The organism is Bradyrhizobium sp. KZN70725, from assembly GCF_055264925.1.
The window spans coordinates 122,889-146,233 of the sequence record NZ_JBUYWT010000003.1; the positions used below are offsets into that span (position 1 = coordinate 122,889).

Annotated in this window: 24 protein-coding genes; 13 read left to right on the plus strand and 11 right to left on the minus strand. The window is 64.3% G+C overall.

Features of this window, described 5'->3' with window-relative positions:
• The first annotated feature begins 77 nt into the window (after positions 1-77).
• Positions 78-419 carry a hypothetical protein gene (locus ACZBJS_RS04135; protein WP_463438447.1) on the plus strand — a complete coding sequence of 114 codons (342 nt, stop codon included), beginning with the start codon at positions 78-80 and terminating at the stop codon, positions 417-419.
• Here ACZBJS_RS04135 and ACZBJS_RS04140 read toward each other — a convergent pair.
• The gene (locus tag ACZBJS_RS04140; protein WP_463438448.1) at positions 364-1,695 is read right to left on the minus strand and encodes a tyrosine-type recombinase/integrase; all 1,332 of its coding nucleotides are present in this window, start codon (positions 1,693-1,695) and stop codon (positions 364-366) included. The two genes, ACZBJS_RS04135 and ACZBJS_RS04140, sit on opposite strands and share 56 nt — an antisense overlap.
• Positions 1,696-2,283: 588 nt before the next feature.
• Positions 2,284-2,589 carry a hypothetical protein gene (locus tag ACZBJS_RS04145; RefSeq protein ID WP_057019307.1) on the minus strand — a complete coding sequence of 102 codons (306 nt, stop codon included), beginning with the start codon at positions 2,587-2,589 and terminating at the stop codon, positions 2,284-2,286.
• A 176-nt stretch (positions 2,590-2,765) separates the two neighbouring features.
• Between ACZBJS_RS04145 and ACZBJS_RS04150 the strand changes: the two genes are divergently transcribed.
• Positions 2,766-3,137: a DUF4118 domain-containing protein gene (locus ACZBJS_RS04150; protein ID WP_057019306.1), complete on the plus strand. Its 372-nt coding sequence runs from the start codon at positions 2,766-2,768 to the stop codon at positions 3,135-3,137.
• Between the two features lie 70 nt (positions 3,138-3,207).
• Here the strand turns inward: ACZBJS_RS04150 and ACZBJS_RS04155 are convergent, their stop codons facing one another.
• Positions 3,208-3,348, minus strand: a complete 141-nt coding sequence (locus tag ACZBJS_RS04155) for a hypothetical protein (RefSeq protein WP_168858519.1) — start codon at positions 3,346-3,348, stop codon at positions 3,208-3,210.
• A gap of 171 nt (positions 3,349-3,519) precedes the next feature.
• On the opposite strand from ACZBJS_RS04155, the gene ACZBJS_RS04160 reads away from it, so the two are divergent.
• A complete protein-coding gene (locus ACZBJS_RS04160; RefSeq protein WP_253607299.1) occupies positions 3,520-3,753 on the plus strand; it encodes a hypothetical protein in 234 nt (77 codons plus the stop codon).
• A gap of 65 nt (positions 3,754-3,818) precedes the next feature.
• Here ACZBJS_RS04160 and ACZBJS_RS04165 read toward each other — a convergent pair whose 3' ends face one another.
• The 3 genes from ACZBJS_RS04165 to ACZBJS_RS04175 form a co-directional block, all read right to left on the minus strand.
• Complete coding sequence (locus ACZBJS_RS04165) at positions 3,819-4,100, minus strand: hypothetical protein (RefSeq protein ID WP_316395326.1); 282 nt, start codon at positions 4,098-4,100, stop codon at positions 3,819-3,821.
• Between the two features lie 93 nt (positions 4,101-4,193).
• Positions 4,194-4,730, minus strand: a complete 537-nt coding sequence (locus ACZBJS_RS04170) for a hypothetical protein (RefSeq protein WP_316395325.1) — start codon at positions 4,728-4,730, stop codon at positions 4,194-4,196.
• Positions 4,731-4,780: 50 nt separating this feature from the next.
• Complete coding sequence (locus ACZBJS_RS04175) at positions 4,781-6,328, minus strand: acetolactate synthase large subunit (protein WP_316395324.1); 1,548 nt, start codon at positions 6,326-6,328, stop codon at positions 4,781-4,783.
• A gap of 382 nt (positions 6,329-6,710) precedes the next feature.
• Here ACZBJS_RS04175 and ACZBJS_RS04180 point away from each other — a divergent pair, with 382 nt between their 5' ends.
• The 3 genes from ACZBJS_RS04180 to ACZBJS_RS04190 all read left to right on the plus strand — a co-directional run bounded on the left by ACZBJS_RS04180 (position 6,711) and on the right by ACZBJS_RS04190 (position 9,859).
• On the plus strand, positions 6,711-7,286 hold the full coding sequence (locus tag ACZBJS_RS04180; protein WP_038378145.1) for a L,D-transpeptidase: 576 nt from the start codon (positions 6,711-6,713) through the stop codon (positions 7,284-7,286).
• A 107-nt stretch (positions 7,287-7,393) separates the two neighbouring features.
• On the plus strand, positions 7,394-8,197 hold the full coding sequence (locus ACZBJS_RS04185) for a DUF2927 domain-containing protein (RefSeq protein ID WP_316395323.1): 804 nt from the start codon (positions 7,394-7,396) through the stop codon (positions 8,195-8,197).
• 666 nt (positions 8,198-8,863) lie between these two features.
• On the plus strand, positions 8,864-9,859 hold the full coding sequence (locus tag ACZBJS_RS04190) for a LysR family transcriptional regulator (RefSeq protein WP_057019300.1): 996 nt from the start codon (positions 8,864-8,866) through the stop codon (positions 9,857-9,859).
• A 152-nt stretch (positions 9,860-10,011) separates the two neighbouring features.
• On the opposite strand, the gene ACZBJS_RS04195 is transcribed toward ACZBJS_RS04190, so the two are convergent.
• Positions 10,012-10,224, minus strand: a complete 213-nt coding sequence (locus ACZBJS_RS04195; RefSeq protein WP_253625692.1) for a hypothetical protein — start codon at positions 10,222-10,224, stop codon at positions 10,012-10,014.
• A gap of 441 nt (positions 10,225-10,665) precedes the next feature.
• Between ACZBJS_RS04195 and ACZBJS_RS04200 the strand changes: the two genes are divergently transcribed.
• Positions 10,666-11,814 carry an ABC transporter substrate-binding protein gene (locus ACZBJS_RS04200; protein ID WP_316395322.1) on the plus strand — a complete coding sequence of 383 codons (1,149 nt, stop codon included), beginning with the start codon at positions 10,666-10,668 and terminating at the stop codon, positions 11,812-11,814.
• A 25-nt stretch (positions 11,815-11,839) separates the two neighbouring features.
• On the opposite strand, the gene ACZBJS_RS04205 is transcribed toward ACZBJS_RS04200, so the two are convergent.
• Positions 11,840-12,958: a M48 family metallopeptidase gene (locus ACZBJS_RS04205; protein WP_310880176.1), complete on the minus strand. Its 1,119-nt coding sequence runs from the start codon at positions 12,956-12,958 to the stop codon at positions 11,840-11,842.
• A gap of 4 nt (positions 12,959-12,962) precedes the next feature.
• Positions 12,963-14,114 carry a DUF898 family protein gene (locus tag ACZBJS_RS04210; protein WP_316395346.1) on the minus strand — a complete coding sequence of 384 codons (1,152 nt, stop codon included), beginning with the start codon at positions 14,112-14,114 and terminating at the stop codon, positions 12,963-12,965.
• Positions 14,115-14,380: 266 nt separating this feature from the next.
• Between ACZBJS_RS04210 and ACZBJS_RS04215 the strand changes: the two genes are divergently transcribed.
• The 4 genes from ACZBJS_RS04215 (at position 14,381) to ACZBJS_RS04230 (ending at position 19,514) form a co-directional block, all read left to right on the plus strand.
• On the plus strand, positions 14,381-14,755 hold the full coding sequence (locus tag ACZBJS_RS04215; RefSeq protein ID WP_057019327.1) for a Rap1a family protein: 375 nt from the start codon (positions 14,381-14,383) through the stop codon (positions 14,753-14,755).
• Positions 14,756-14,996: 241 nt separating this feature from the next.
• Positions 14,997-16,268, plus strand: coding sequence for a cytochrome P450 (locus ACZBJS_RS04220; RefSeq protein WP_253589450.1), 1,272 nt, complete (start codon positions 14,997-14,999; stop codon positions 16,266-16,268).
• A 30-nt stretch (positions 16,269-16,298) separates the two neighbouring features.
• Entirely contained in the window at positions 16,299-17,573 is a 1,275-nt protein-coding gene (locus ACZBJS_RS04225) for a cytochrome P450 (RefSeq protein WP_316395320.1), read from the plus strand.
• Positions 17,574-17,672: 99 nt separating this feature from the next.
• Positions 17,673-19,514 carry a class I SAM-dependent methyltransferase gene (locus tag ACZBJS_RS04230; RefSeq protein ID WP_463438449.1) on the plus strand — a complete coding sequence of 614 codons (1,842 nt, stop codon included), beginning with the start codon at positions 17,673-17,675 and terminating at the stop codon, positions 19,512-19,514.
• Positions 19,515-19,753: 239 nt separating this feature from the next.
• On the opposite strand, the gene ACZBJS_RS04235 is transcribed toward ACZBJS_RS04230, so the two are convergent.
• Positions 19,754-20,263: a MarR family winged helix-turn-helix transcriptional regulator gene (locus ACZBJS_RS04235; protein WP_057019292.1), complete on the minus strand. Its 510-nt coding sequence runs from the start codon at positions 20,261-20,263 to the stop codon at positions 19,754-19,756.
• 106 nt (positions 20,264-20,369) lie between these two features.
• Between ACZBJS_RS04235 and ACZBJS_RS04240 the strand changes: the two genes are divergently transcribed.
• Positions 20,370-21,269: an alpha/beta fold hydrolase gene (locus ACZBJS_RS04240; protein WP_316395318.1), complete on the plus strand. Its 900-nt coding sequence runs from the start codon at positions 20,370-20,372 to the stop codon at positions 21,267-21,269.
• A 69-nt stretch (positions 21,270-21,338) separates the two neighbouring features.
• The gene (locus tag ACZBJS_RS04245; protein ID WP_316395317.1) at positions 21,339-22,142 is read left to right on the plus strand and encodes an isocitrate lyase/PEP mutase family protein; all 804 of its coding nucleotides are present in this window, start codon (positions 21,339-21,341) and stop codon (positions 22,140-22,142) included.
• An 83-nt stretch (positions 22,143-22,225) separates the two neighbouring features.
• Here ACZBJS_RS04245 and ACZBJS_RS04250 read toward each other — a convergent pair whose 3' ends face one another.
• A complete protein-coding gene (locus tag ACZBJS_RS04250; protein WP_316395316.1) occupies positions 22,226-23,179 on the minus strand; it encodes an ABC transporter substrate-binding protein in 954 nt (317 codons plus the stop codon).
• Positions 23,180-23,345: the final 166 nt, after the last annotated feature.

A 23,345-nucleotide genomic window follows, 5' to 3' on the forward strand; every position in this document is an offset into this window, starting at 1 on the left:
TCCCCGCGCTTTGATTCCTTTCTTGCTGGATCGTCCATGATTTCAATGCTCAGACCGGTCATGGGTCGGGGTGCAACATGCGCTACAAGGACGATACCGAGCGCAGCGAGTCGTCCGGTCACCAGAAGCGCCCTCGCAAGAACCGTGGCGTGCCGCCGCCCGCGACTTTCGATATCGATGCGCTGCCGGGTAGCTCAAATTTGACGGCATTGGAGGCGGCCGCGGTCATCCGGCGCACGCCCGGCGCTCTTGAGCAGTGGCGACGCAATCCAAACCACCCGCTGAAATGGCGCTACGTCGACGGCCGCCCGCTCTATCGAGTCGACGAGGTGCGCAACTATTTGGCCGGAAGCGACAAAACCGCTAAGTCATCTCAGCCGCATAGTGTTCCCGGAGACGGCCGAGCAACTCGGCCTTGATCGGATCGAGTGGGTTCGTTCTCTGCAGGCGCACGACCTTGCCACTCCGTATCGCGCCGACCAACTCCGCGATGTAATCATGAGCCGCTTCGAATGCCATCTTACGGATGATCCACTGTTCGTCGTGATTGTAGACCTGATCGATTCCGCCAGGCCTTTGCCCGACACACAGCCGCTGGATCTCATTATCGTAGCCGCAGCGGGACATGATGGTGCGCAGACTGCGCCTCAAATCATGCATGGTAAACTTTGCGACACCCGCTTCCTTGACCAGCCGATTGACCATCTTGGTGAAGCCCGACATCTGGCCACCCGTCTTCGGTGACGGGAAGACATAATCGGACGTCGCGCGCTGGAAATGTTTCGCAGCAGCGAGCACCTCATCAACGAGATGAGTACGCGGTACATCGTGGTATAGGCCCATCTTGGTCCATGCCGCATCGAAGGTGATGCGGTCCTCCATGACGTGCTTCGACCACTCGATCATGGTTGGCTCGCTCCGGCGCGGACCACCGAGCAAGCACGTCCTTGCGAGAAGCCCGAAGGTCCCTAGCTTGGCGGATGCCTGCCAGACCTTGATGATTTCTTCGTCAGTCAAGGCGCGGCCCTTCGTTCGGCGTCCGACCCTTTGCGCACGGGTTTCCTTGGGCTCGCGATAACCGGCAAGCACATTGTGGTCGACATAACCCTCGCTAACGCACCATTCGAGGAACGTGTGGGTGTGCTTGCGCAGGTCCTTGGCTGCGCCACGCTTCCCGGCCTTGGTAACCTTGTCGACCGCTGCCATGATTTGCCGTCGCGTCAGGTCTCCGACGCCACTATCGGCGTGCTCCTTGAGCCCGCGCCGCAACGCCGACATTGCCGGCTTCCAGTTGACGACCTGGCGTCCGGTCAACGACGTCTCGTAGGGACCATCTTCAACGATGAGGTCAGCCAGCATGGTGCGCAGCTTTTCGGCGGCTTGTTGCCGCCTCGCCTCGCGTTTCGCATCGTTCGGGTCCACGCCCTTGAACACCTCACCAGCGGCGATAGTGGCGGCCTTGCGAGCGGCCTTCTCATTATACTTGGGCCAGGGGCCGAGGGTCTTGCGCTGGGTTCCTCTCACTCCCGGCTTGGAGAAGAGATAAACCCACGTCCGACCGCCAGTGCCACGCATGCGCAAAGCGAGGCCGGGCAGCTTGTCGTCGTGGAGATAATGCTGCGCCTTGCCGGGCGGCAACGTGGCGTTGCGGATCACTGCGTCGGTGAGTGTCAGTTGGTTGGTCGACTCCGGCATGCTCCTGCGCTCCCTGTCGCGGTGTGCCCCACAGACGCCCGGATCATCCAAGCGACGGGAAAGTGGTCATTGACTTTCCTTCGCTTTTCCCATCTCGGGGCACACCCAGCGTGGAAGGACGGCCCCTTAAAGAACACGAGGGCACAGACCTTCCCCGATTTGTGTGCCCCAAGGGAAAATCTGCGGCGGGCACAACGGGGGCACACAAAATGCAGTATGGCCGCCTATGGCCCATTGGGGTCAAAACGAACATAAGCTGATGTAATAGAATGAATTATTTCGACAACACTATGGCTGCGTGCGGTCTGCCTGGATCTATGGATTGTGGTTCACACGGGAGAGGTCCAAGGTTCGATCCCTTGTGCGTCCACCATCCTGCCTCCTGAACTCTGCCAGATGCGAACGATTGTCGACATTCTGCTGTCCTCCGGGACCGCCTCACAAAAATGTCGAAAACAACCCCATGCAAAGTAGCCGAGGCGAGCCGGATCAACGGGTTACGCCATTTCCGAATTTTGATTAACTCGTCGCGCAAAACACCGGCAGGCCAGCGGCGCCGATCTCGGCGATGCGGCCCGGCATTCCGGCTCACTGCCGGCGGCGCTGCGGTGCGGATGACGGCTTGGCGTTGCGCCGGCTGAGCTCGCCGAGCAGGTCGCGAACGGCGCCGTCGAGTTCGTCGGGTGGTGGGATGGCGTGATCGGCGTGCTGCGTGCCGGCCCGCCGATACCAGCCGGAGGCGGAGCTGTCGTCATTCGCGGCGCGAACCTGCGGCGCACGAACGTGAGCGCGCGAGGCGGATCCCCGCCGCCGGCGCGAGATCAGCTCGCGTGCGCCGTACCCCGAGATGAAACCGATCCCGGCGACGAGAGCGACAATCAGAAGCTCAAGCATCGTGTTGCCCCCAATCACCGTGCCGCAATGCAATATGCGCGACAATGCGGCGGCGGCTTGACCGGGCCGGTTCCTTTTCACTGTATCGAGCACAACCCTGCCCCTCGGAATCGTACGGGTTTTGTTTGCAGGCCTCCTCGGCTACCTTCCCGGAACTCGCGGGGGCCGGAGTCTGGATGCGCAAGGGCAACGACTACATTTTGAAGCTGCGGCCTTGGTCGTTGTCGACATTCGTCGTCGCCCTGCTTGCGGTGGTGCTGGCCACCGCGACCCAGGAGATGTTCTCGAGCTTCGGCATGCAGTTCTATTTCGCGGGCTTCGTGCCGGCGATCCTGATCGCCGGCCTGATGGGCGGCGCGCCCGCCGGCGCGTTTGCGACCATCATCACGGTACCGATCGTCTGGTGGGCGTTCATGCCGCCCTATTTCGAGTTCGGCTGGCCGACGGCCGGCGACTATGACAGCCTGGCGATGTTCCTGCTGTCGAGCGCGCTCTTGGTCTGTTTCTCGCAGCTCTATCGGGAAGCGCTGGCAATTCTGCGGAAATAGCGGACGACCCAGGCCGTGGCCCGGCCGCCGGCGATAGCGCACCGGTTGCCTTGTCGTCGATCGTTCGCTCTCAGATCCCGAACATCCAGATCGCGACGATGGTGGCCAGCGTTGCCACGCCGCTGATGGTCCAGCCCGCCGCGTAGAAGGTGTCCTCGGGGGCGGTGTCGAGCACCGTATTGGTGGTTTCCGTCATTGACCGCCAGCGCATGGCGTCTCTCCTCGGAACTCCTGCCGGGCCAGATAACGCGGCGCCCGGTTCCCGGTTCCGCGGCGGCCATACCGTTCACGCAGAGCTCACGGATTGCTGATCGGTGCCGCGGAACCCTGCGACATTCTGTCCCGTTGAGGCTCGCCGGAAACCAACTTGGGAGAACATCCGATGCGAACACTGATCCTCGCCGCCACCGCCCTTGCCTTCGTCTCGTCCACCGCGCTCGCGCAGGACAAGGCGGGCGGGAGCCCGGCCCCCGCTGCGCAAAGCGGCGACACCGCGACCAAGGGCGAGGCGGCCAAGGCGCCGAAGAAAGCGAAGAAGACCGCCAAGAAATCGAGCGCCAAGACCGGTGCCAAGACCGGCGCCGCCACGACCGGCAGCGATGCCACCAAGCAATAAACAGAAACAATCGCGCTCGGTGATCTACTTGGCGATCACGTACTTGGCGATCGCGGACTTGGCGATCACGGAAAAGGCCGCCCGAAGGCGGCCTTTTTTACTGTGTCGGTGCGGGTGCTGCTTCGGCCCGTCGCGTCGCAATCAAGTGCGCCGACCACCTCGGGTAGTGGAAGTTGGCGCGTTGGAAGCTGGGGCAGTGGAAGTTTGATCAGGGCAAGCTGGACCAGCGAAAGTCGGACCAACGAATTCAAGTGCGGGAGGGGGAGCGAAAGAGTTGCGGAGCTGATAATCCGCACCGCCATCGGATCGTTCTGAAAATTGACCACCAGCTCCAGGAATTGCTCCACCTCCCGCACCTTCTGTTGTGCCGCGCGTGCAGGGGCGACGCATGATCCAAACGGGCTATCACTGCAAACGCGAGGAAAGATTCACCGATAGACTTAATGCGGAGCGCCATCGTCGCCCCTGTTCGCGAGCCCGCTCTCGCGTAGCCGCTCGGCAAACCAGAGCGAAGTCGCGCTATCGATGGCTCCGCCGGCATAGACCTCGGTAAAGCTCACCCCGCCTTGTCCGACGATCACCAGCACGCCCATCGCATAGGCAAACCAGACATTCGGATCGGTCAGCGCCTGCAGCTTGCGCTGATCGTGCTCGATCGGCTGGTGATTGCTGTCCTTGCGCAGTTCGATGGCCAGGAGATTGTTCGGGATGTCGCGCTGATGCACGACGATATCGGGATAGATCGACTTGCCAAGATGGTCGTCGGTCGAGCTCCCCGAGCCGCGCGGCAGCCGCAGCGTGCGCTCGCCGAGCCGGTCGTAGTTGCAATCGACCTGCCAGCCGGAAAATTGCCGCTCGACATAGACCGCCAGCCGGTGAGTGAGCGTTCGCTCGCCAAGATCGCGCTCCAGCAGGAACATCTCCTGCGCATAGAATTCCTCCACGGCGGCGATCACCTTGTTCAGCTCGGTCTGCATCGACGCCTCCGACTGGACTGGGCCGCCGCCGCGGCCCTTCAGCTACGCCCCTACATCTGCACTTCGATCAGCCGCGGTCCCGGTTCGGCGACGGCTTCCGCGAGCGCCTTGTTGAACTCGTCGGCCGTCGTCACCGCCCTGCCCGGTACCCCCATGCCCCTGGCGAGCGCGACGAAGTCGAGCGTCGGCCGGTCGATCTTCAGCATGTCCTGAGCCCGCTTGCCCGGCTCGCCGGCGCCGACGCCGTCGAACTCGCCGCGCAGGATCTGATAGATGCGGTTGGCGAACACAATGGTCACGACGTTGAGCCCTTCGCGCGCCTGGGTCCACAGCGACTGGATCGTGTACATCGCGCTGCCGTCGCCGACCATGCAGATCACCTTGCGGTCCGGACAGGCGACCGCCGCGCCGGTTGCCACCGGCGTCGAGAAGCCGATCGAGCCGCCCATGTTCTGCAGCCAGTCATGCGGCGCGGCCGCCGCGGTCGGCGGGAAGAAGCCGCGGCCCGTGGTGACGGATTCATCGACCATGATGGCGTGCTCGGGGATCGCGCACGCAATCGCCTGCGCGATCGTGGCGTGGTCGAGCGCACCGGTCGGCTTGACCAGTTCCTGCAATTGCTGCGGCTTGACGTCCTGCGCGGTCGCATGCAGCGCGCCCGCGAGCGCCTCGAGCGCCGCGACCGAATTCTCGCCCCAGGCGGTCATGCGATGCACCTCGCAGCCTTCCGCCTTCAGCATGCTCGGCTTGTTCGGATAGGCGAAGAACGCCACGGGATCGTTGGCCTCGACCAGCACGATGTGACGGAATTTCTTCAGGATCGGCAACGCCTGCTCGATCACATAGGGAATGCGGTTGATCGAGAAGCGGCCGCGGCCGCGCGCCATGCGCGGGTGATAGGTCTGGCCCATCACCGTGCAGCCGGTCTTGCCGGCGATGCGCTCGGCGAGCGCCAGCCCGTGCTCGGTCAGCGCGCTGCCGGTGACGAGCAGCAGCGTATGCGCGGCATCGCCATGCAGGATCTTCGCCGCGGCATCGACCGCCTGCGGCGAATAGCTCGGGCGCTGCGTGTCCACGGGCACCTCGGCGATGCCGTCGGCTTCGTTCCAGGCGGTGTCGGCCGGCAGGATCAGGGTTGCGATCTGCGGCGGCGCGCTCCTGGCGGCGGCGATCGCGGCCGCGCCGTCGGCCGCAACCGACTTGGCATCCGGCGAGGTGCGCACCCAGGACGACATCGGCCGCGCCAGGCCCTCGATGTCGGACGTCAGCGGCGCATTGTAACCGATGTGGTAGGTGGCATGCTGACCGACGATGTTGACGATCCCGGAATGCGCCTTCTTGGCGTTGTGCAGATTGGCAAGGCCGTTGGCGAGGCCGGGCCCGAGATGCAGCAGCGTCGAGGCCGGCGTTCCCTTCATGCGGAAATAACCGTCGGCCGCACCGGTCACCACGCCTTCGAACAGACCGAGCACGCAGCGCATGCCCGGGACCTTGTCCAGCGCCGCGACGAAATGCATCTCCGAGGTGCCGGGATTGGTAAAGCAGACATCCACGCCGCCTGCGACCAATGTCCGCACCAGACTTTCCGCACCATTCATGCTCTCGCTCCCGTTTCGAGATGTTCTTGAGGTCGCTCAGAGTATGATCCGATCCGATTGAATCGGATCATGCTCGTATCCTTTTGTTTGGTCGCATTTTCTTCACGCGAACCGGTGCCCACTTCGCTTGAAAACGCTCCAGCTTTTGTTTGGTCGCGCTTTCTTGACGCGAACCGGTACCCACTTCGCTCGAAAACGCTCCAGATCAACCATTCTTCAGCCGCTTCGTCAAAGGCTTGGCCGGACAATGCAGGTATCGCTTCCGATCTGTTGCCTTTTTAAACCGTGTTGTTCGAAAATGCCTGAGGTCACGGCTTCGTCGCTTGCGAAACGCCGGCAATTGTGGCCTCTCTGGCTACATATGTTCGCGAGGACGACGACCATGCGCCCGATTGCCTTGATGTTTGCCGCGCTCACGATCCTGGCAGGTGCCGGCCAGGCCCACGCCCAGTTCTTCGACTCCCGCGGCTATCAGTCCGAAGCCCCGAGCTTCTTCGGCGGCGGCGGCGCAAGCCCGATCCCGCGCACCACCGTCAACTACCCGACCAACTACGCCCCCGGCACCATCGTGGTGAACACCGCCGAGCGCCGGCTCTATCTGGTGCTGGCGAACGGCCAGGCGCTGCGCTACGGCATCGGCGTCGGCCGCGACGGCTTCCGCTGGAGCGGTGTCCACCGCATCTCCGCAAAGAAGGAATGGCCGTCGTGGACGCCGCCGTCGCAGATGCTGCGCCGCCGCCCCGATCTGCCGCGCCACATGAACGGCGGCATCGAGAATCCGCTCGGCGCGCGCGCGATGTATCTCGGCTCGACGCTCTACCGCATCCACGGCTCGAACGAGCCGGAGACGATCGGCCAGGCCGTCTCGTCGGGCTGCTTCCGCATGACCAACGACGACGTCACCGATCTCTATGGTCGGGTCTCGGTCGGCACCACCGTGGTGGTGAAGAACAACTGATCGCGTCGATTTCAACGGAACCAGGCGCCGCCATTCGGCAAGATCGCTGATCCCGCCGCCTTGATCCCTCCTTGCGCTGCCGCAAACCTTGCGGCAGCGTTGTCACAATGCCCCAGCACCGTCCTTCGATCCTCGTCCTTCTCGCCGCAACGCTCGCCGCTTGCCTCGCAGATGCCGCGGTGCCCGCGGCCGCCACCGAGGTACCGGCGGCGATCGCCGCGCGCCAGCGCAACGAGAAGAAGGTCTTCACCGACGCCGAGATCGTCGAGGGCTTTCTGAAAACCGCGTTCGGCGCCGAATATCATCTCGCCGGGCGGGTCGACCGGATCCGCAAGTACGACAGTCCGGTGCGCGTGTTCGCCGACGGCAGCCGCGCCGACCGCAAGGCCCAGCTCGCCAGGGTCGTCGCCGACATCCGCAGCAAGGTGCAGCATCTCGACATCGCGATGACCGAGAACAACGAAGCGGCCAATGTCGTGGTCAAGCTGGTGCGCGACCGCGAGCTGTACCGCACGATCGCGACTTTCTACGGCCAGGAGCGCGCCAGGGAGATCCGCTCCTCGCTCGACCCGCAATGCCTGTCCGGCTTCCGCAAGAACGAGAACTACGAAATCGAGCATTCCGACGTGATCCTCACCGTCGACAACGGCGATTTCGTCTTCCTCGACTGCGCCTATGAGGAGCTGTTGCAGTCGCTCGGCCCGATCAACGACACCGCCACCGTGCCCTGGACCATGTTCAACGACAACGTCTCGATGGGCTATTTCGACGTCTACGACCAATATCTGCTCAACCTGCTCTACGACCCCCGCATCAAGCCCGGCATGACCGTGCAGGAGGTCAAGGCCGTGCTGCCCGCCGTCCTCGCCGACGTCCGCGCCTGGGTGGCGAAGGTGAACCATCTGGAGTGAGGGTGGCGGCCTCCGTCGATCGGCGCACACGCTCGCGGCATTCACAGCCGTCGTCCCGGCGAAGGCCGGGACCCATACGCCGCAGCGGGTGTTGTGGATGGGACTCGTCGTTCCGACATCGCGCAACAATGAACTTCGGTGGCAATGGGTCCCGGCCTTCGCCGGGACGACGATGAAGTCGGAAAGCAGTCCAGGTCCCCTCATCCTGAGGCGCACTCGCGCATCTCGAAGGATACACGGCCACAGTCAGGCCGTCGTGGTTCGAGACGGCCGCTGCGCGGCCTCCTCAGCATGACGGTGATGGAATGAGCGCGCGATCTCCCCAATCGTCGTCCTGGCGAAAGCCAGGACCACCGCACTTGATGATGAACGAGATCGCGGCCACAGCATCGCGCAACAATTGACATTTGGGGTAATGGGTCCCGGCTTTCGCCAGGACGACGAGGATGGTTCTCGCGCGACGTAACGTAGCGTCATTGCGTAGTCCTCGCCCGGCTTTGACCGGGCGATCCAGTATTCCAGAGACAGTCATTGTTGAACCGCGCGCACGAAGGCATGGTTGCGTGGTGGCGGTCCTGAATTCTCGCATTGGTTGTATTATAATCGCATGACAATGCACGACTCAGGTCGGATGCGCGCCAAAAAAGTGTGCTATAAGCACGTGCGATGATCGAGCTTCCCCGTACCCAGGCCTTGCGTTGCTTCATCACGGTTGCCCGTGAAGGCACGGTATCGCGCGCAGCGGCGATGCTGAAGCTGACCCAGCCCGCGGTCAGCCTGCAGCTGAAGGCACTCGAGGAAAGCACCGGGCTGCAGCTGTTCAACCGCACACCTGCCGGATTCACCCTGACCGAGGCCGGCGCCGCGCTGCTGCCGCTGGCGCACCGGGCAGTGGCGGCCGCGTCCGACTTCAAGGCGATGGCGGACTCGCTGAACGAGGCACAGCGCGGCACGCTGCGCGTCGGCACCATCCTCGACCCCGAATTCACCCGGCTCGGGCCGTTCGTGCGCAGCCTTGCGATGTCCTCGCAGCGCACCGAAGTCTTCCTGCGTCATGGCGTGAGCGACGACGTGCTGGCGCAGATCGGCCGCGGCGAACTCGACGTCGGCTACTATGTCGACGCCACGCCGCAGGACCAGCTCGTCCATCACAGCTTCACCGAACGGACCATCGTCGACGGCCGCTACCAGCTCGCCCCGCTGCTTTGCTACGACTACCGGGTAATCGCACCGATCGCCTGGCGCGACCGGGTGATGGGCAAGGGCTGGGCCGAGCTCGCCGAGCTGCCCTGGCTCGCGACACCGCCGCACTCCGGCCACCGGCGGCTGCTCGACGACATCTTCCGTCCGCTCGGCGCATTGCCGAAGCGGATCGGCTACACCGACCAGGAAGAGGCGATGATCGACTTCGTCGAATCCGGCCTCTGCCTCAGCCTCGCACGCGACAACGTGCTGGCGCCGCGGATGGCGCGGCCGCATCAGTTCGTGGTCGCCGACAAGGTGAAGCTGACCTGCGATCTCTCCTTCGCCAGCCTCGCCGCCCGCCGCCAGGAGCCGGTGATCGCCCACGCCTTCGCAAGCGTGCGCGCGGTATGGAATATCAAGCCGACGATCGCCGGCGCCGGACCGACGCGGACGCGGAAGGTCGCGAAGAACGTGTAAGCGGGCTTCTGTTCCCTACTTCAAAGCAAGGCTGGTGCAATAAGCGGAGACTTCACCGCTTCTCCAACCGTTATTCAGTCCGATCTCCGTGCATTGATTATCGCTCTTGAAGGGCACGCCGGCGGATCGGCAGATCGTCGTGAGGCGATGACCTAGGCCGCGGCGACCAGCGGCCTCGTCATGTCAGCCATCGTGGGCACCAGCGACGGCGCTTCACAGTCCTGCAGAGCGAGCTCGTTGACCAGTTCGCGCAGCCTTGGCGGCAGATCGGCGTAATCGCCGCGCAGGGCATGGCGCAGCCGTTCGCCAATCTCTTCGCAGATGGCGCGCGCGTGCTCGGACGCAATCGGATGAGGCTCAATCATGGACGTGGACCGCCGGCGATGACCGCGCGCCGTCCAACTGCACTTCCGCAACCACGGATCCCGCATGTGCACATGCGATCAAGACGAGGATCCGAACAATACTGGACATGTTCGTACTCCCTTTTCTGATCCTTCAATAACAGCGAGACGTTGCCGCCCGATTAGGGAAACTGGTTCCCGCGGCCTTTAAGGGAGTGGTAAACGCGAAGTTTCAGGACCGAACCGAAGCTGGGTCAGAAATTTGGCCGGGCGCCGTCGACCCAACCGATCGCGGACAATTTGAGGCCTCGGGCCGCAGAGCGCGCGAACCTTGCCCGAGCGCAGTCCGGTGTCCCCAATCAGGGGGACAGACGGATCGGGCGGAATCAATATGATGCGCGACCGGACGGCGGTCGGCTATCATCGGCCGCAGATAAAAAGAACCTGCTGGGAGGATTTGCAATGAAGCTGGCCATGGCCGGACTGTTGACATTTGCGAGCGCGATCCTGATTGCGCCGGGCGCGCGTGCCGACATCAAGGTCGGCGTCGTGGTGTCCGGATCCGGACCGGGCTCGGCGCTCGGCCAGCCGCAGATGCGCACCATCGCCGCGCTGCCGAAGGAGATCGGCGGCGAGAAGGTGACCTATATCGCGCTCGACGACGAGTCCGATCCGACCAAGGGCACGCAGAATGCGCGGCGCCTCGTGATCCAGGACGGCGTCGATATCCTGATCGGCTCCTCGCTCACCCCGGTGACCATGCCGATGCTCGACGTCGCCGTGGAGAGCAAGACGCCGATCATCTCGCTCGCGGCGGCGACCGCGATCGTGCAGCCGATGGACGACCGCCGCCGCTGGGCGTTCAAGGTGGTGCCCAATGACGACCTGATGGCGGCGGCAATCCTGAAATACATCGCCAAGTCCGGCATCAAGACGCTCGGCTATATCGGCGTCTCCGACGGCTATGGCGAAGGCTACTACAAGGAGGTGTCGCGGCTCGCCCCGCAGCTCGGCCTCACCGTGACGACGCATGAGGTCTATGCGCGGGCCGACACCAGCGCGATGGGCCAGGCGCTCAAGGTGATCGCGACCAATCCGGAAGCGGTGTTCATCGCCTCCGCCGGCACGCCCGCCGTACTGCCGCAGGAGGCGCTGCGCAGCCGCGGCTATGCCGGCAAGATCTTCCAGACCCATGGCGTTGCCTCGGAAGAGTTCATCAAGCTCGGCGGCGCCAATGTCGAGGGCGCGATCTTCACCGGCGAAGCCTTCACCATCGCCGACGATCTGCCGGCGACCGATCCGTTCCGCCAGGTGCGCGACGAGTTCGTGTCGTCCTACGAGAAGGCCAACGGCTCGAGGCCGAACATCTTCGGCGCGCATCTGTGGGACGCCGTCACGCTGTTCAAGCGGCCGGCGGCGAATGCGCTCAAGACCGCAAAGCCCGGCACGGCGGAATTCCGCGCCGCGCTGCGCGACGAGCTCGAGCGCGGCAAGGACGTCTACCTGAACAACGGCCTCTCGACCATGAGCCCGACCGATCACAACGGCTATGACGAGCGTTCGGCGTTCCTGATCAAGGTCGAAGGCGGCAAGTTCAGGCTGGTGAAGTAGCGAGGGAGCGTCGGCGGCTGCGCCGTCACACCTTGCCGGCGCCGCTGCAGATGCCCTTTAGCGCCTGCCATTCGGCCGATGACAGCAGCGGCGGACCATCGGGGCGGCTGGCGGCATCGGCCTTGTCCATGCGCGCGAGGCGGTCCTCGGTCAAGGGATGGCTGGAGACGAGCGAGAGCCCCTTGCCGCCCTCCTTGCCGGTGACGCGGAACATCAGTTCGCCCATCGGCTTGGCCGGACGGCCGAGCTTGTGCATGGTCTCGATCGCGAAGCTGTCGGCGTTGGTCTCGGCGTCGCGCGAATAGGACGACGTCACCAGCGAGCGCGAGGCGAAGATCAGCGCGCCGGAGCCGGTGACGTCACCGAACAACAGCCCGATCAGGAACGAGGTGCCGCCGTTGTGGATCAATTCGCGCATGCTGTCGCGGTGCCGGAGATGGCCGAGCTCATGCGCCAGCACGCCGGCGATCTCGTCGGGGTTCTCGGCTTTCTCCAAGAGTCCGTCGAACAGATAGACCTTGCCGCCGGGCAGCGCGAAGGCGTTCGGCACCGACGTCGCCAGCACGCCCGACTGCACCGACGTATCGAAGCCTGCGGACTGCCGCAACTTGCCGACCAGCTTCGCGAACGCCGCCTGGCCGGCCGGGTTGCTGCAGGGCTTGCCGTCGAACAGCACCTTGACCTGCGCCTCCGCGACATCGCCGATGCGACGCTCGAACGAGTCGGGCACCAGTGGCGTCAGCCGCTCGGCGGCCAGCGGCACGCCGAACAGCACCACCAGCACGATCGACACCGCGGCCGCGAGCGACCAGCCGACGATCGCGGCGACGCCCCTGCGGTTCGGCAGCCCTTCCTCGAGCGTATCGCAGCGCGCGACCAGCGCGGCGATCAGCCCGGCGTCGCGGATGTCGAGCCGCGCCAAAGGCGGTGCGGTCAGGCAGCTCAGCCGCAACAGGCCGGACGGGCTGTCGGCGCGGCGGATGTCGTGAAACACCCAGCGCGCGAGCAGTGCGCCGTCTTCGCGGATCTCCAGTGCGTCGGACAGTCTGAGTGCGACGATGCGCCGCCGGTTTGACAGGCCGTCGAAGAAGACGCCGCCGGGAGCCGGCGCCGCGGAATTGGTCTGACCGGAATCGGATTCCATGGAGCTAGAAGCCCCCGACGTCGAGGCCGTCGGCAAAGCCTTCGCCGAGCGCGTTGGCGAGCTCGCCGCGCGCGGTGACGTTGGCGGCCGCGCCGATGTTGTGCACGATGGTCGAGGACAGCACCCGGACCCAGAGATCGCGCATCAGATAAACGCGCAACACCACGTTCAGCGCCAGCGCAAACGCGAGGTAGCCGATGCCGAGCAGCACGATCAGCGGAATGCTCTTGGCGAACGCCTCGGTCCTGAAGAAGTCCGCGATCGAGGAGCCGTCCATGCTGGCGACCAGCAAGGTGCAGAGCGCGAGATAGGCCGCGAACACCATGCCGAGCAGCACGACCCAGCCGATCACCTTCCAGTACAGGCCGATCAGCGCGCCGCGGCGGAGCGTGGATTCCAGCCTCACGTCGCCGAAGCGGATTCCCGACAGCCACCAGCGCCACTCGACCGCCTTGAACGCGGCATAGGCGAACGGGGCGAAGATCGTGCTGTAGAGCGCGAACGGCATCAGGACCCAGAGCCACCAGCCCCGCGCGAAGAACTCCCAGCCGCGGCCGTCGAACGAGCCTTGAAGGTCGCCGTAATAGGAGTGCCGCATCTTGTAGCGTTCGAGCGCCGCCTCGCGCCACGGCAGCGCGAGGCCGAGCGTGATCACGACCAGCACGCCCCAGAGCGAGGCCTTGAGCGCATAGACCCAGCCCGAGCCGCTCATCCAGAAGCGGACGCCGCGCCACACCGTGCGGGTCAGGCGGTAACGCCTCGCGCGATAGATCGCGAACTGGCCGAACAAATAGAAGAAGGCGACCAGCGGCAGCGAGGCGAACGCCTTGAGATGCTCCGCCTCGATGCCGATCAGGAAATAGCCGAGATAGATCGGCACCAGGATCGCGAGCGCGACCAGGAAGCCGATCAGGAGCTCCTTGCCGCGGCCAGTATATTCCGGCGCGTCGCCATCGATCTGGCTGTTCGACCACAGATGACGGCGGATGTCGGTGGTGAGCCAGAACCGGTAGAAGCCGACCGTGACCAGTTCGAGCCCGGCGCCGCGCGCGACCAGGCGGAAGAACTCCTTCCGGTTCCCTGAAAACGCCACCGGCATCGGCGGCGGGGCCGGTTGCGGAGGCGGCTGCGGCGGACCCAGCGGGGTCCAGCTCATGTCGTTCACGGGATGGCTCCTGGCGGGACAATCTCTGGGTATCAAAAGCACAGATTTGTCGTCGCGAGTGTGATCCAGGTTTCACACAAGGTCGAGATCGCCGGCCGATTTTTGGCGGGATGCGGTTGGCCATGCCTTAACGGCAATGCCGGAAAGCGCGCAGTCCTCGATCGACCGCCGGCGTCGAACCCCCGGGCGGCAATGACATACTTAACGATCAGGCGATGGAGGCGAAGCCGCCGCCGCAAAGCGAGGAAACCGCAGCGATGAACAGATGGATCCTGTCAGCATGCCTCCTGACGCTCACGGCAGCTCCGGCCGCTGCCGTCGACGTGCGGCTCGATTCCTATCGCAATCCAAAGAGTGAGAATTTGCGCATCTTCAATCACATGTACCTCGACGGCGTCAGGGGCGGCCTGATGGCGTCCAATGCCTGGCTGAAACGGCATGGCGGCCAATTGTTGTTCTGCATGCCCGACGACCTCGCACTGAGCAGCGAGCAGACCGAAGAGATCATGCTCAAGTCCGCCGACAAGCGGTCGGCGAAAGGTGAGATGGTGATCGCTCTCCTGCTGCTGTGGGGGATGCAGGACACCTACCCCTGCGAAAAGCCCGCCGGCGAGAAGACCGGCAGTCAATAAACGGCGCCGGCACCGTTCGCACGCCGCCGCCCGGCCAAATCAAACGCCGTTTCAAACGGGCGTGGTCGCGGCCGCAGCCCCTCCCCGCCGGAAAAGCCCGGATTCGGCCGCTTTGGCCTGACATCAATGCGGCCAAATGCGCGTCGAGAGCCCTTGCGCAAACCGCGGAATGAGAATGTAATTCGGTAAAACATGCCGCGCCGGCCATGCCCCGGCAGCTCAAACGGTTGAGGAGCCGCTCATGCACGGGACCATCGATCTCGTCGACAACACGAATCTGGACGCCGCACGCGAACGCGCCAATTCGCTTGCGCTTTCGGACTACGATCCCGGCAATCCCGAGCTGTTCAAGACCGATACCTTCTGGCCGTATTTCGACCGGCTGCGCCGCGAGGATCCGGTGCACTACTGCAAGGACTCGATGTTCGGTCCGTACTGGTCGATCACCCGCTACAACGACATCATGGACATCGAGACCAACCACTCGGTGTTCTCCTCGGCCGCCTCGCTCGGCGGCATCACCATCCGCGACGTACCGCCGGATCTGCGCCGCGAAAGCTTCATCGCGATGGACCAGCCGCGCCATTCGGCGCAGCGCAAGACCGTGGCGCCGATGTTCACGCCGACGCACCTCGACGAGCTCGCCACCAACATCCGCAAGCGCTCGACCGAGTGCCTCGACAATCTGCCGCGCGGCGAGGTGTTCGACTGGGTCGACAAGGTCTCGATCGAGCTCACGACCCAGATGCTCGCGGTGCTGTTCGACTTCCCGTGGGAAGACCGCCGCAAGCTGACGCGCTGGTCCGACGTCGCGACCACCCTGCCCGGCGCCGGCGGCCTCGTCGCCACCGAAGACGAGCGGCAGGCTGAGCTGATGGAATGCGCGAGCTATTTCGCAAGGCTGTGGAAGGAGCGCGCGAGCCAGCCGCCGAAGAGCGATCTGCTCTCGATGATGGCGCACAGCGACGCCACGCGGAACATGGACCCGAAGAACTTCCTCGGCAATCTGATCCTGCTGATCGTCGGCGGCAACGACACCACGCGCAACACGCTGTCCGGCAGCATCTATGCGCTGAGCAAGCATCCGGAGCAGTACCGCAAGCTGCGGGAGAACCCGGCGCTGATCGACAGCTTCGTGCCCGAGGTGATCCGCTGGCAGACGCCGCTCGCCCATATGCGGCGCACCGCGCTCGCCGACTACGAGTTCCGCGGACGCCAGATCAAGAAGGGCGACAAGGTGGTGATGTGGTACGTCTCGGGCAACCGCGACGAGGAAGCGATCGAGAAGCCCTACGAGTTCCTGATCGACCGCGCCCGGCCGCGCACCCATATCTCGTTCGGCTTCGGCATCCACCGCTGCGTCGGCCTGCGGCTTGCCGAGTTGCAGCTCAAGATCATCTGGGAGGAGATCCTCAAGCGCTTCGACACCATCGAGGTGGTGGAGGAGCCGCAGCGGGTGTATTCCAGCTTCATCAAGGGCTACGAGACGCTGCCAGTGCGCATCGCCGCCTGACGCGTCGCGAGCCAACCGGGATCAAGGAACATGAACGTCCAGACCGCCATCCGTGCCGACCGGGCCGAGCTGCTGCGCCAGGCCCGCGAGGAAGCGTATTCGACACCGCTCAGGGATTTTCATCCCGGCGCGCCAAAGCTGTTCCAGAACGACACGCTGTGGCCGTGGTTCGAGCGGCTGCGCAAGGAAGAGCCGGTGCACTACTGCACCAATGCGCCGATCGAGCCGTACTGGTCGGTGGTGAAGTACAACGACATCATGCATGTCGACACCACCCACGGCATCTTCTCCTCGGACTCCACGCTCGGCGGCATCTCGATCCGCGACGTGCCGCCCGGCTACGACTATCCGAGCTTCATCGCGATGGACCAGCCGAGGCACGCCCATCAGCGCAAGACCGTGTCGCCGATGTTCACACCCACGCATCTCGACGAGCTGGCAAAGCTGATCCGGCAGCGCTCGGCCAGCGTGCTCGACAATCTGCCGCGCAACGAGACCTTCAACTTCGTCGAGCGCGTCTCGATCGAATTGACCACCCAGATGCTGGCGACGCTGTTCGACTTCCCCTGGGAGGAGCGGCGCAAGCTGACGCGCTGGTCCGACGTCTCCACCGCGCTGCCGAAGAGCGGCATCGTCAACTCGCCGGAGCAGCGGCGGCAGGAGATGGACGAGTGCTACGCCTATTTCTCGAAGCTCTGGAACGAGCGCGTCAACGCCCCGCCGCGAAACGACCTTTTGTCGATGATGGCGCATAGCGACGCCACGCGGCACATGGACCCCGACAATCTGATGGGCAACATCATCCTGCTCATCGTCGGCGGCAACGACACCACGCGCAACACCATGAGCGGCTCGGTGCTGGCGCTGCACGAGCATCCCGACCAGTTCAGGAAGCTGAAGGAGAATCCCGCACTGATCGACACCATGGTGCCGGAGGTGATCCGCTGGCAGACGCCGCTGGCGCATATGCGGCGCACCGCGCTTGTCGACACCGAGATCGGCGGCAAGACGATCAGGAAGGGCGACCGCGTCGTGATGTGGTATGTCTCCGGCAACCGCGACGACGAGGTGATCGATCGTCCGAACGAGTTCATCATCGACCGCCCGCGGCCGCGCATCCACCTGTCGTTCGGCTTCGGCATCCACCGCTGCGTCGGCATGCGGCTCGCCGAGCTGCAGCTTCGGATCGTCTGGGAAGAGATGCTGAAGCGCTTCGACCGCATCGAGGTGGTCGGCGAGCCGAAGCGGGTCTATTCCAGCTTCGTCCGCGGCATCGAGAACCTGCCGGTGCGGATCCCGGGCTGAAGCCAGATTGTCCTTGGCCACAAAGACGATCGGCCCTATGTCTTCCCGGGCGTGGTAGTTGATGCACCGCGTCTTGCAGCTTGGGCCAGTTGACGGAACATGAACCGAAAAGAGCGGCGTGCGGCCGGGAAGCAACGGGACGCGTCCAGCAAAAACGCACCTGCCTTCGGTTCCACGGGTGTCAGCATTGACGGCCTCGCCGCCGAGGCCAGCCGCTTCTACGCGATGCGCCGCTTCAACGAAGCGCAGGAGATCTGCCGGCAGCTTCTCGCGCGCGAGCCTGGCCATGTGCAGAGCCTCAATCTTCTCGGCCTGATGGCGCAGGCTGCCGGCGATCACCGGGCTGCAGCAAAGATGTTCACCAAGGCGATTGCCTCGGACGAGGTCAATGCCGCCTGCCATTACAACGCCGGCAACTCCTACCAGGCACTGAGCAATCGCAGCAAGGCGGCCGCGCATTTCAGCAAGGCGCTGGCGCTCGGCATGGACGCGAAGGCGGTCGGCTTCATCCTGCAGAGCCCGACCGTCACCACCTATGCCGGGCGGATTGCAAGCAAGTGGCCGCTACCGGTCACAAGCGTCGAATTGTTCGGCAGCGAGGGTGTCGCCCCGCTCGCGAACGACCTGTTCCTGCGCTGCGCGATGGAAACCACCACGCTGGCGAGCATGCAGCTTGAGGTGCTGTTCGGATATGCGCGGGCCGAGCTGTTGCGGCTCGCGAGCAAGCCGGATCAGGATGACGTCGACGACGATATCGTAGCCTTTGCCTGCGCGCTCGCGCGGCAGTGCTTCATCAACGAACATGTCTATGCGCAGACCGGGGCGGAAAGCGAAGGCGCGGGCGCGCTGCGCGACCGGTTGCTGCAGGACCTGGCATCAGGCGCTGCGATCATGCCGCTCACGCTCGCCGCTGTCGCCGCTTACTTCCCGCTTCATGCCTTGCCGACGGCGGACGCGCTGCTGCGCCGGGATTGGCCCGCGGCCGTCGCCGGCCTGTTGCGGGTGCAGCTTCGCGAGCCGCGCGAGGAGATCGAAGAGCGCAGCGCTATTGCAGCGCTCACTCCGATCAGGAACGACATATCCGTCGAGGTGATGCGCCAATACGAGGAAAATCCCTATCCGCGCTGGACCGTCAACCCGTTGACGGCCTTCGCGGCCGATCGGGCGCGGGGAAGGACCGTCGCAACCGCGGACCAGCGAGCCGAACGGGATATCCTGATTGCCGGCTGCGGCACCGGCTCGCACGCGATCCAGATCGCGCAGGTCTATCCCAACGCCCGCCTGCTCGCGGTCGACATCAGCAGGACCAGCCTTGCCTATGCGCGCCGCAAGACGCGGGAGCTCGGCTTGCGCAACATCGAGTATGCGCAGGCGGACATCCTGGAATTGGCCTCGATCGATCGCAGCTTCGACAGCATCGAGTCGGTCGGCGTGCTGCATCATCTTGCCGACCCCTTGGCCGGCTGGCGCGTGCTGGTCTCGCTGCTGCGGCCGGGCGGCACGATGCGCATCGGGCTCTACAGCGATCTGGCGCGCCGCGTCATCGTCGAGGCCCGCGATCGCATCGCGGCGCGCAATTATCGCGCCACCGCCGACGACATCAGACGCTGCCGGCAGGACATCTTCCGCGAAGCCGAGAAATGGAAGCCGCTGATCGGCGCCAAGGATTTCTACAGCATGAGCGGCTGCCGCGATCTGCTGTTCAACGTCATGGAACACCGCCTGACGATTCCGGCGATCGCGGCATTCCTGAACGAGCATGGCCTGTCGTTCGAGGGGTTCGAGCCGTTTGACGATCCGGCGGTCCTCGACCGATTCCGCAAGCAGTTTCAGGGCACGGCCGACGAGACCAATCTCGATCAGTGGCACCGCTTCGAGGTCGATCATCCCGAGACTTTCTGGGACATGTACGTGTTCATGGCGGGCAAGAACGCGCGCTGACGGCAAGCTGCTGGAGCGTGAGGAGATGAGGTCGAATAGCGGCCGCGATGGCACCGCGCTCCCTCTCCCCGTTCTTACGGGGAGAGCGTTGGGGTGAGGGGCACTCTCCGCATAAGCGGTGATAGCTGTGTTTGCGGAAACTCCCCCTCACCCGGAACGAATCTAGCGATGCGTTCCGACCTCTCCCCGCACGCGGGGCGAGGTGAGCGGAGTTGGCCGCTCGATTCAGAGTAACCTCTCTAGCGGGCGTGCTGACCCTTGCTGGTCGGCAACGGGCAATTGGTGCAGACCCGGTCGTCGCACATCCGGCAGATCGTGAAGCGATCCATCTCTGATGTATCCTGCCTTGCCAGCAGCTCGCGGATCAGCGTTGCGAGCTGCTTCCGCTCAGCGACCGACAGCACGTCCAGCAGCGACGTCACGGCCGAAATCCGCGACGCCAGCAGTTCGTTGCGGGACGCGGCGCCCGATGCCGTCAGGTGCAAGGCGACTTCGCGGCCGTCCTTGCCGGCCCGGCGTTCGACAAGCCGATCCGAAACCAGCCGATCGACCAGGCGGACCGTTCCGGAGTGCGACAGGCCAAGGATCCGCCTCAGCTTGTCGTTGGTCATGCCCTGGCCATAGCCGATGACGATCAGCGCCGCGGGCGTTTCGCCGCCGCGACCGACGACCTCGCGCGCGCCTTGCTCGATACGATCCATGACAGCGAGCGACAGCGCGCCCAGCAGATTAGCGATTCCGTTTTCCATGCCGGGAACAATATGTGCGCTGCGCACAAAAAACAACTTGACCATATATGTGCGCTGCGCACATATTTGCCCGGGAGCGCAACGACGACACAAATGGAGAGCAGCGATGACGACCCGAAGCACCGCACTGGCAACGCGTGACGCCGCCGGCAGCGAACCCGCCCTGAAATACGTGCAGGCCAACGGCGTGCGATTTGCCTATCTCGAACAAGGCAGCGGACCGCTCGTCATGTTCATGCATGGCTTTCCCGACAACGCCTGGTCGTACCGAAAGCAGCTGCAGGTGTTCGCGGATGCCGGCTATCGCGCGGTCGCGCCGTTCCTGCGCGGCTATGCGCCGACCGAGATTCCGGCCGACGGCATTTTCGATCCAATCGCGCTGGGCCAGGATCTCGAAGCGCTGATCGCGGCGCTGAGCGACGACGAACGAGCATACGTCGTCGGCATGGATTGGGGCGGTACGTCAACCTTCCAGGCACTGGCCACGGCGCCGTCGGCGATCAAGGCCGCGGTGGTCATGAACACCGCGCACCCGATCACAATCCCAAGCCTCCGGAGCGACCCCGATGCCGTTCGATCGGTTTTCCATGTCTATTTCTTCACGGTGCCTGGCGCTCACTCGGCGGTCAACATCGAGGGACTTCCCTTCGTCGACTACCTTTGGAAGCTGTGGTCGCCAACCCTGCAGAACGACGAGCATCTCCGCTCGGTCAAGGAGACGCTCAGCTCTCCCGGCACCATGAAGGCGGCGCTGAAATACTACAATGGCCTGGTCGATGCGGGAGTTGCGGGCCGGCTACCGATCAACGACATGCATACACCGACGCTGACAATCTATGGCGGCAACGATCCGACGGCGCGGTATTCGATCAAGGAAGAGCCGCTCTTCAAGGGACCACATCGGCGCATCGTCCTGCCCGATGTCGGACACTTCCCGCATCTCGAGCGTGAGGCCGAGGTCACCGGTCTGATCATGGACTGGTTCACAACGCATGCTGCCGACTGAACTGACGCCGCCACCTGCGGCCGCGTCGGCCACACCATCTTTCGAATTCTCTGACCAGGAGTGCGCGCAATGGACGCCACGACACAGCAGCACTACGCCGAGGCATTTCACGCTCTGCACAGGACGGGCGATCCGCTCGTCCTGTTCAACGCCTGGGACGTCGCCACCGCCAAAGCGATCGCGAAGGCCTCGCCGGCAGTGGCGACCAGCAGCGGCGCGGTCGCATCCGCACTCGGCTACGCCGACGGCGAAAATGCCCCGCTCGACATCGTGGAAGGCCTGGTCTCGCGGATGTCCGCGTCGGTGCCGGTTCCGGTGTCGATCGATCTGGAGGCGGGATATGGCAACACGCCGGATGCCGCCGCGCATTCGGCGGCAAGGATCCTGAAGGCCGGCGCGATCGGCATCAATATCGAGGACGGGCTTGTTGGCGGAAAGCGGCAGCTCGTCGCTCCGGAGCAGCATGCCGCGAAGATCAGGGCGGTGCGGGACGCCGCGCAAGAACTCGGCGTTCACCTCTTCATCAATGCGCGAACCGATCCGTTTCTGCTGAAGTTCGGCTCGCCGGAGCAATGCCTGAATGAGGCGGCAAGGCGGGCGGAAGCTTATGCCGATGCCGGCGCTGACGGAATTTTCGTGCCGGGGCTCACCGACCTTGCGCTGATCGAGAGGTTCGTTCAACTGACGCCGCTGCCCGTCAACATCATGGTGACGCAAGGCGTGCCCGAAATCGGCGAGCTCGCCCGTGCCGGTGTTCGCAGGGTGAGCCTTGGACCGTGGCCGATGATGGCGGCAATGCGTGTCATCGGACAGGCGGCCGCCGCGGTCGCCACGAGCAAGCAATACGGCGCGTTTCTACAGCCCAACAGTTGAGCCCGTGAGCGCACGCGATGCCACGGTCCGGCCGGACCGCTCAGTCCACGCCGGCCGGACTACCAGGTTCATGAACGAATTAGTCACTCGATCACTTCGTCTGCGCCGCTGACAACTGAAGGAGAGAACTCGTGGCCGAGCAGTTTGGCGGTCTTCAGGTTGATGACGAACTCGACCTTGGTGACCAGCTGGACCGGAAGATCAGCAGGCTTCTCACCCTTCAGAACCCGGCCGGCGTAGACGCCCGCGCGTCGATGCGACTGCACGAAATCTCCGCCATAGCTCATCAAGCCTCCGGCTGTCGGGAAATCCCGGGTTTGCGTGATTGCGGGAACACGATACTTCAGTGCGAGATCGGCCAATCGGCGGCTGCGAAATGCAAAATAGGGATCGGAGGTGAAAACAAGCGCGCTTGTCGACTCTCTCGCTACGGAAGCGAATACGGCTTCGAACTCCTCCTCCTTGCTTGCCCTCGATATCTGCAGATGGACCCCCAAAGTTTCGGCAGCGGCCTGAAGCCTTTGCAGTTGCGAGCTGGCCGTTGGACTTGTCGGGTTGGTCACGACCCCCAGCGTTTTCGCCGCCGGCAGAAGTTCGTGCATCAACTCGAGCCGCTTCGGCGACACGTCGACGCTCAGGCTCGAGATTCCCGTGATGTTGCCTCCCGGCCGCGACAGGCTGTCCACCACACCCAGCTGAACGGGGTCGCCGCCCATCTCGAAAACGATCGTCTTGGTGACGCCGGCAGCTTTGGCGGCAAGCGCGACGGGGGCGCCGCCGGGCGCAACCACCACATCGACGTCGCGCGCGATCAATTCGCCGGCCAGTGCAGGTAACCGGGCATATTGCCCATTGGCCCATCGATATTCGATCGCAACGTCGCGGCCCTCGACAAAGCCGGCTTCACGAAGTCCCTGGTGGAAAGCCTTCAGCCGGCTGCCAAACAACTCCGGCGATTCCGGACAAAGATAGCCGATCACAGGCATCGACGGCTTCTGCGCCCGCGAGGATGTGGTCCAGGCCGCGGCGGCGGCCATCAACAACAGGACCTCACGCCGGCTGCCGCGTCCGTGGGATGTTGCTGCACGAGAGTGAGCGCAACTCATGCTCTATCGACCCGCTGGCGTTCGCCGTCGGCGGAAGTATATCCCACGATCCGAAACCAGTCGCCAATGGACTGCACCGAACCGCTCCGGTCTACAT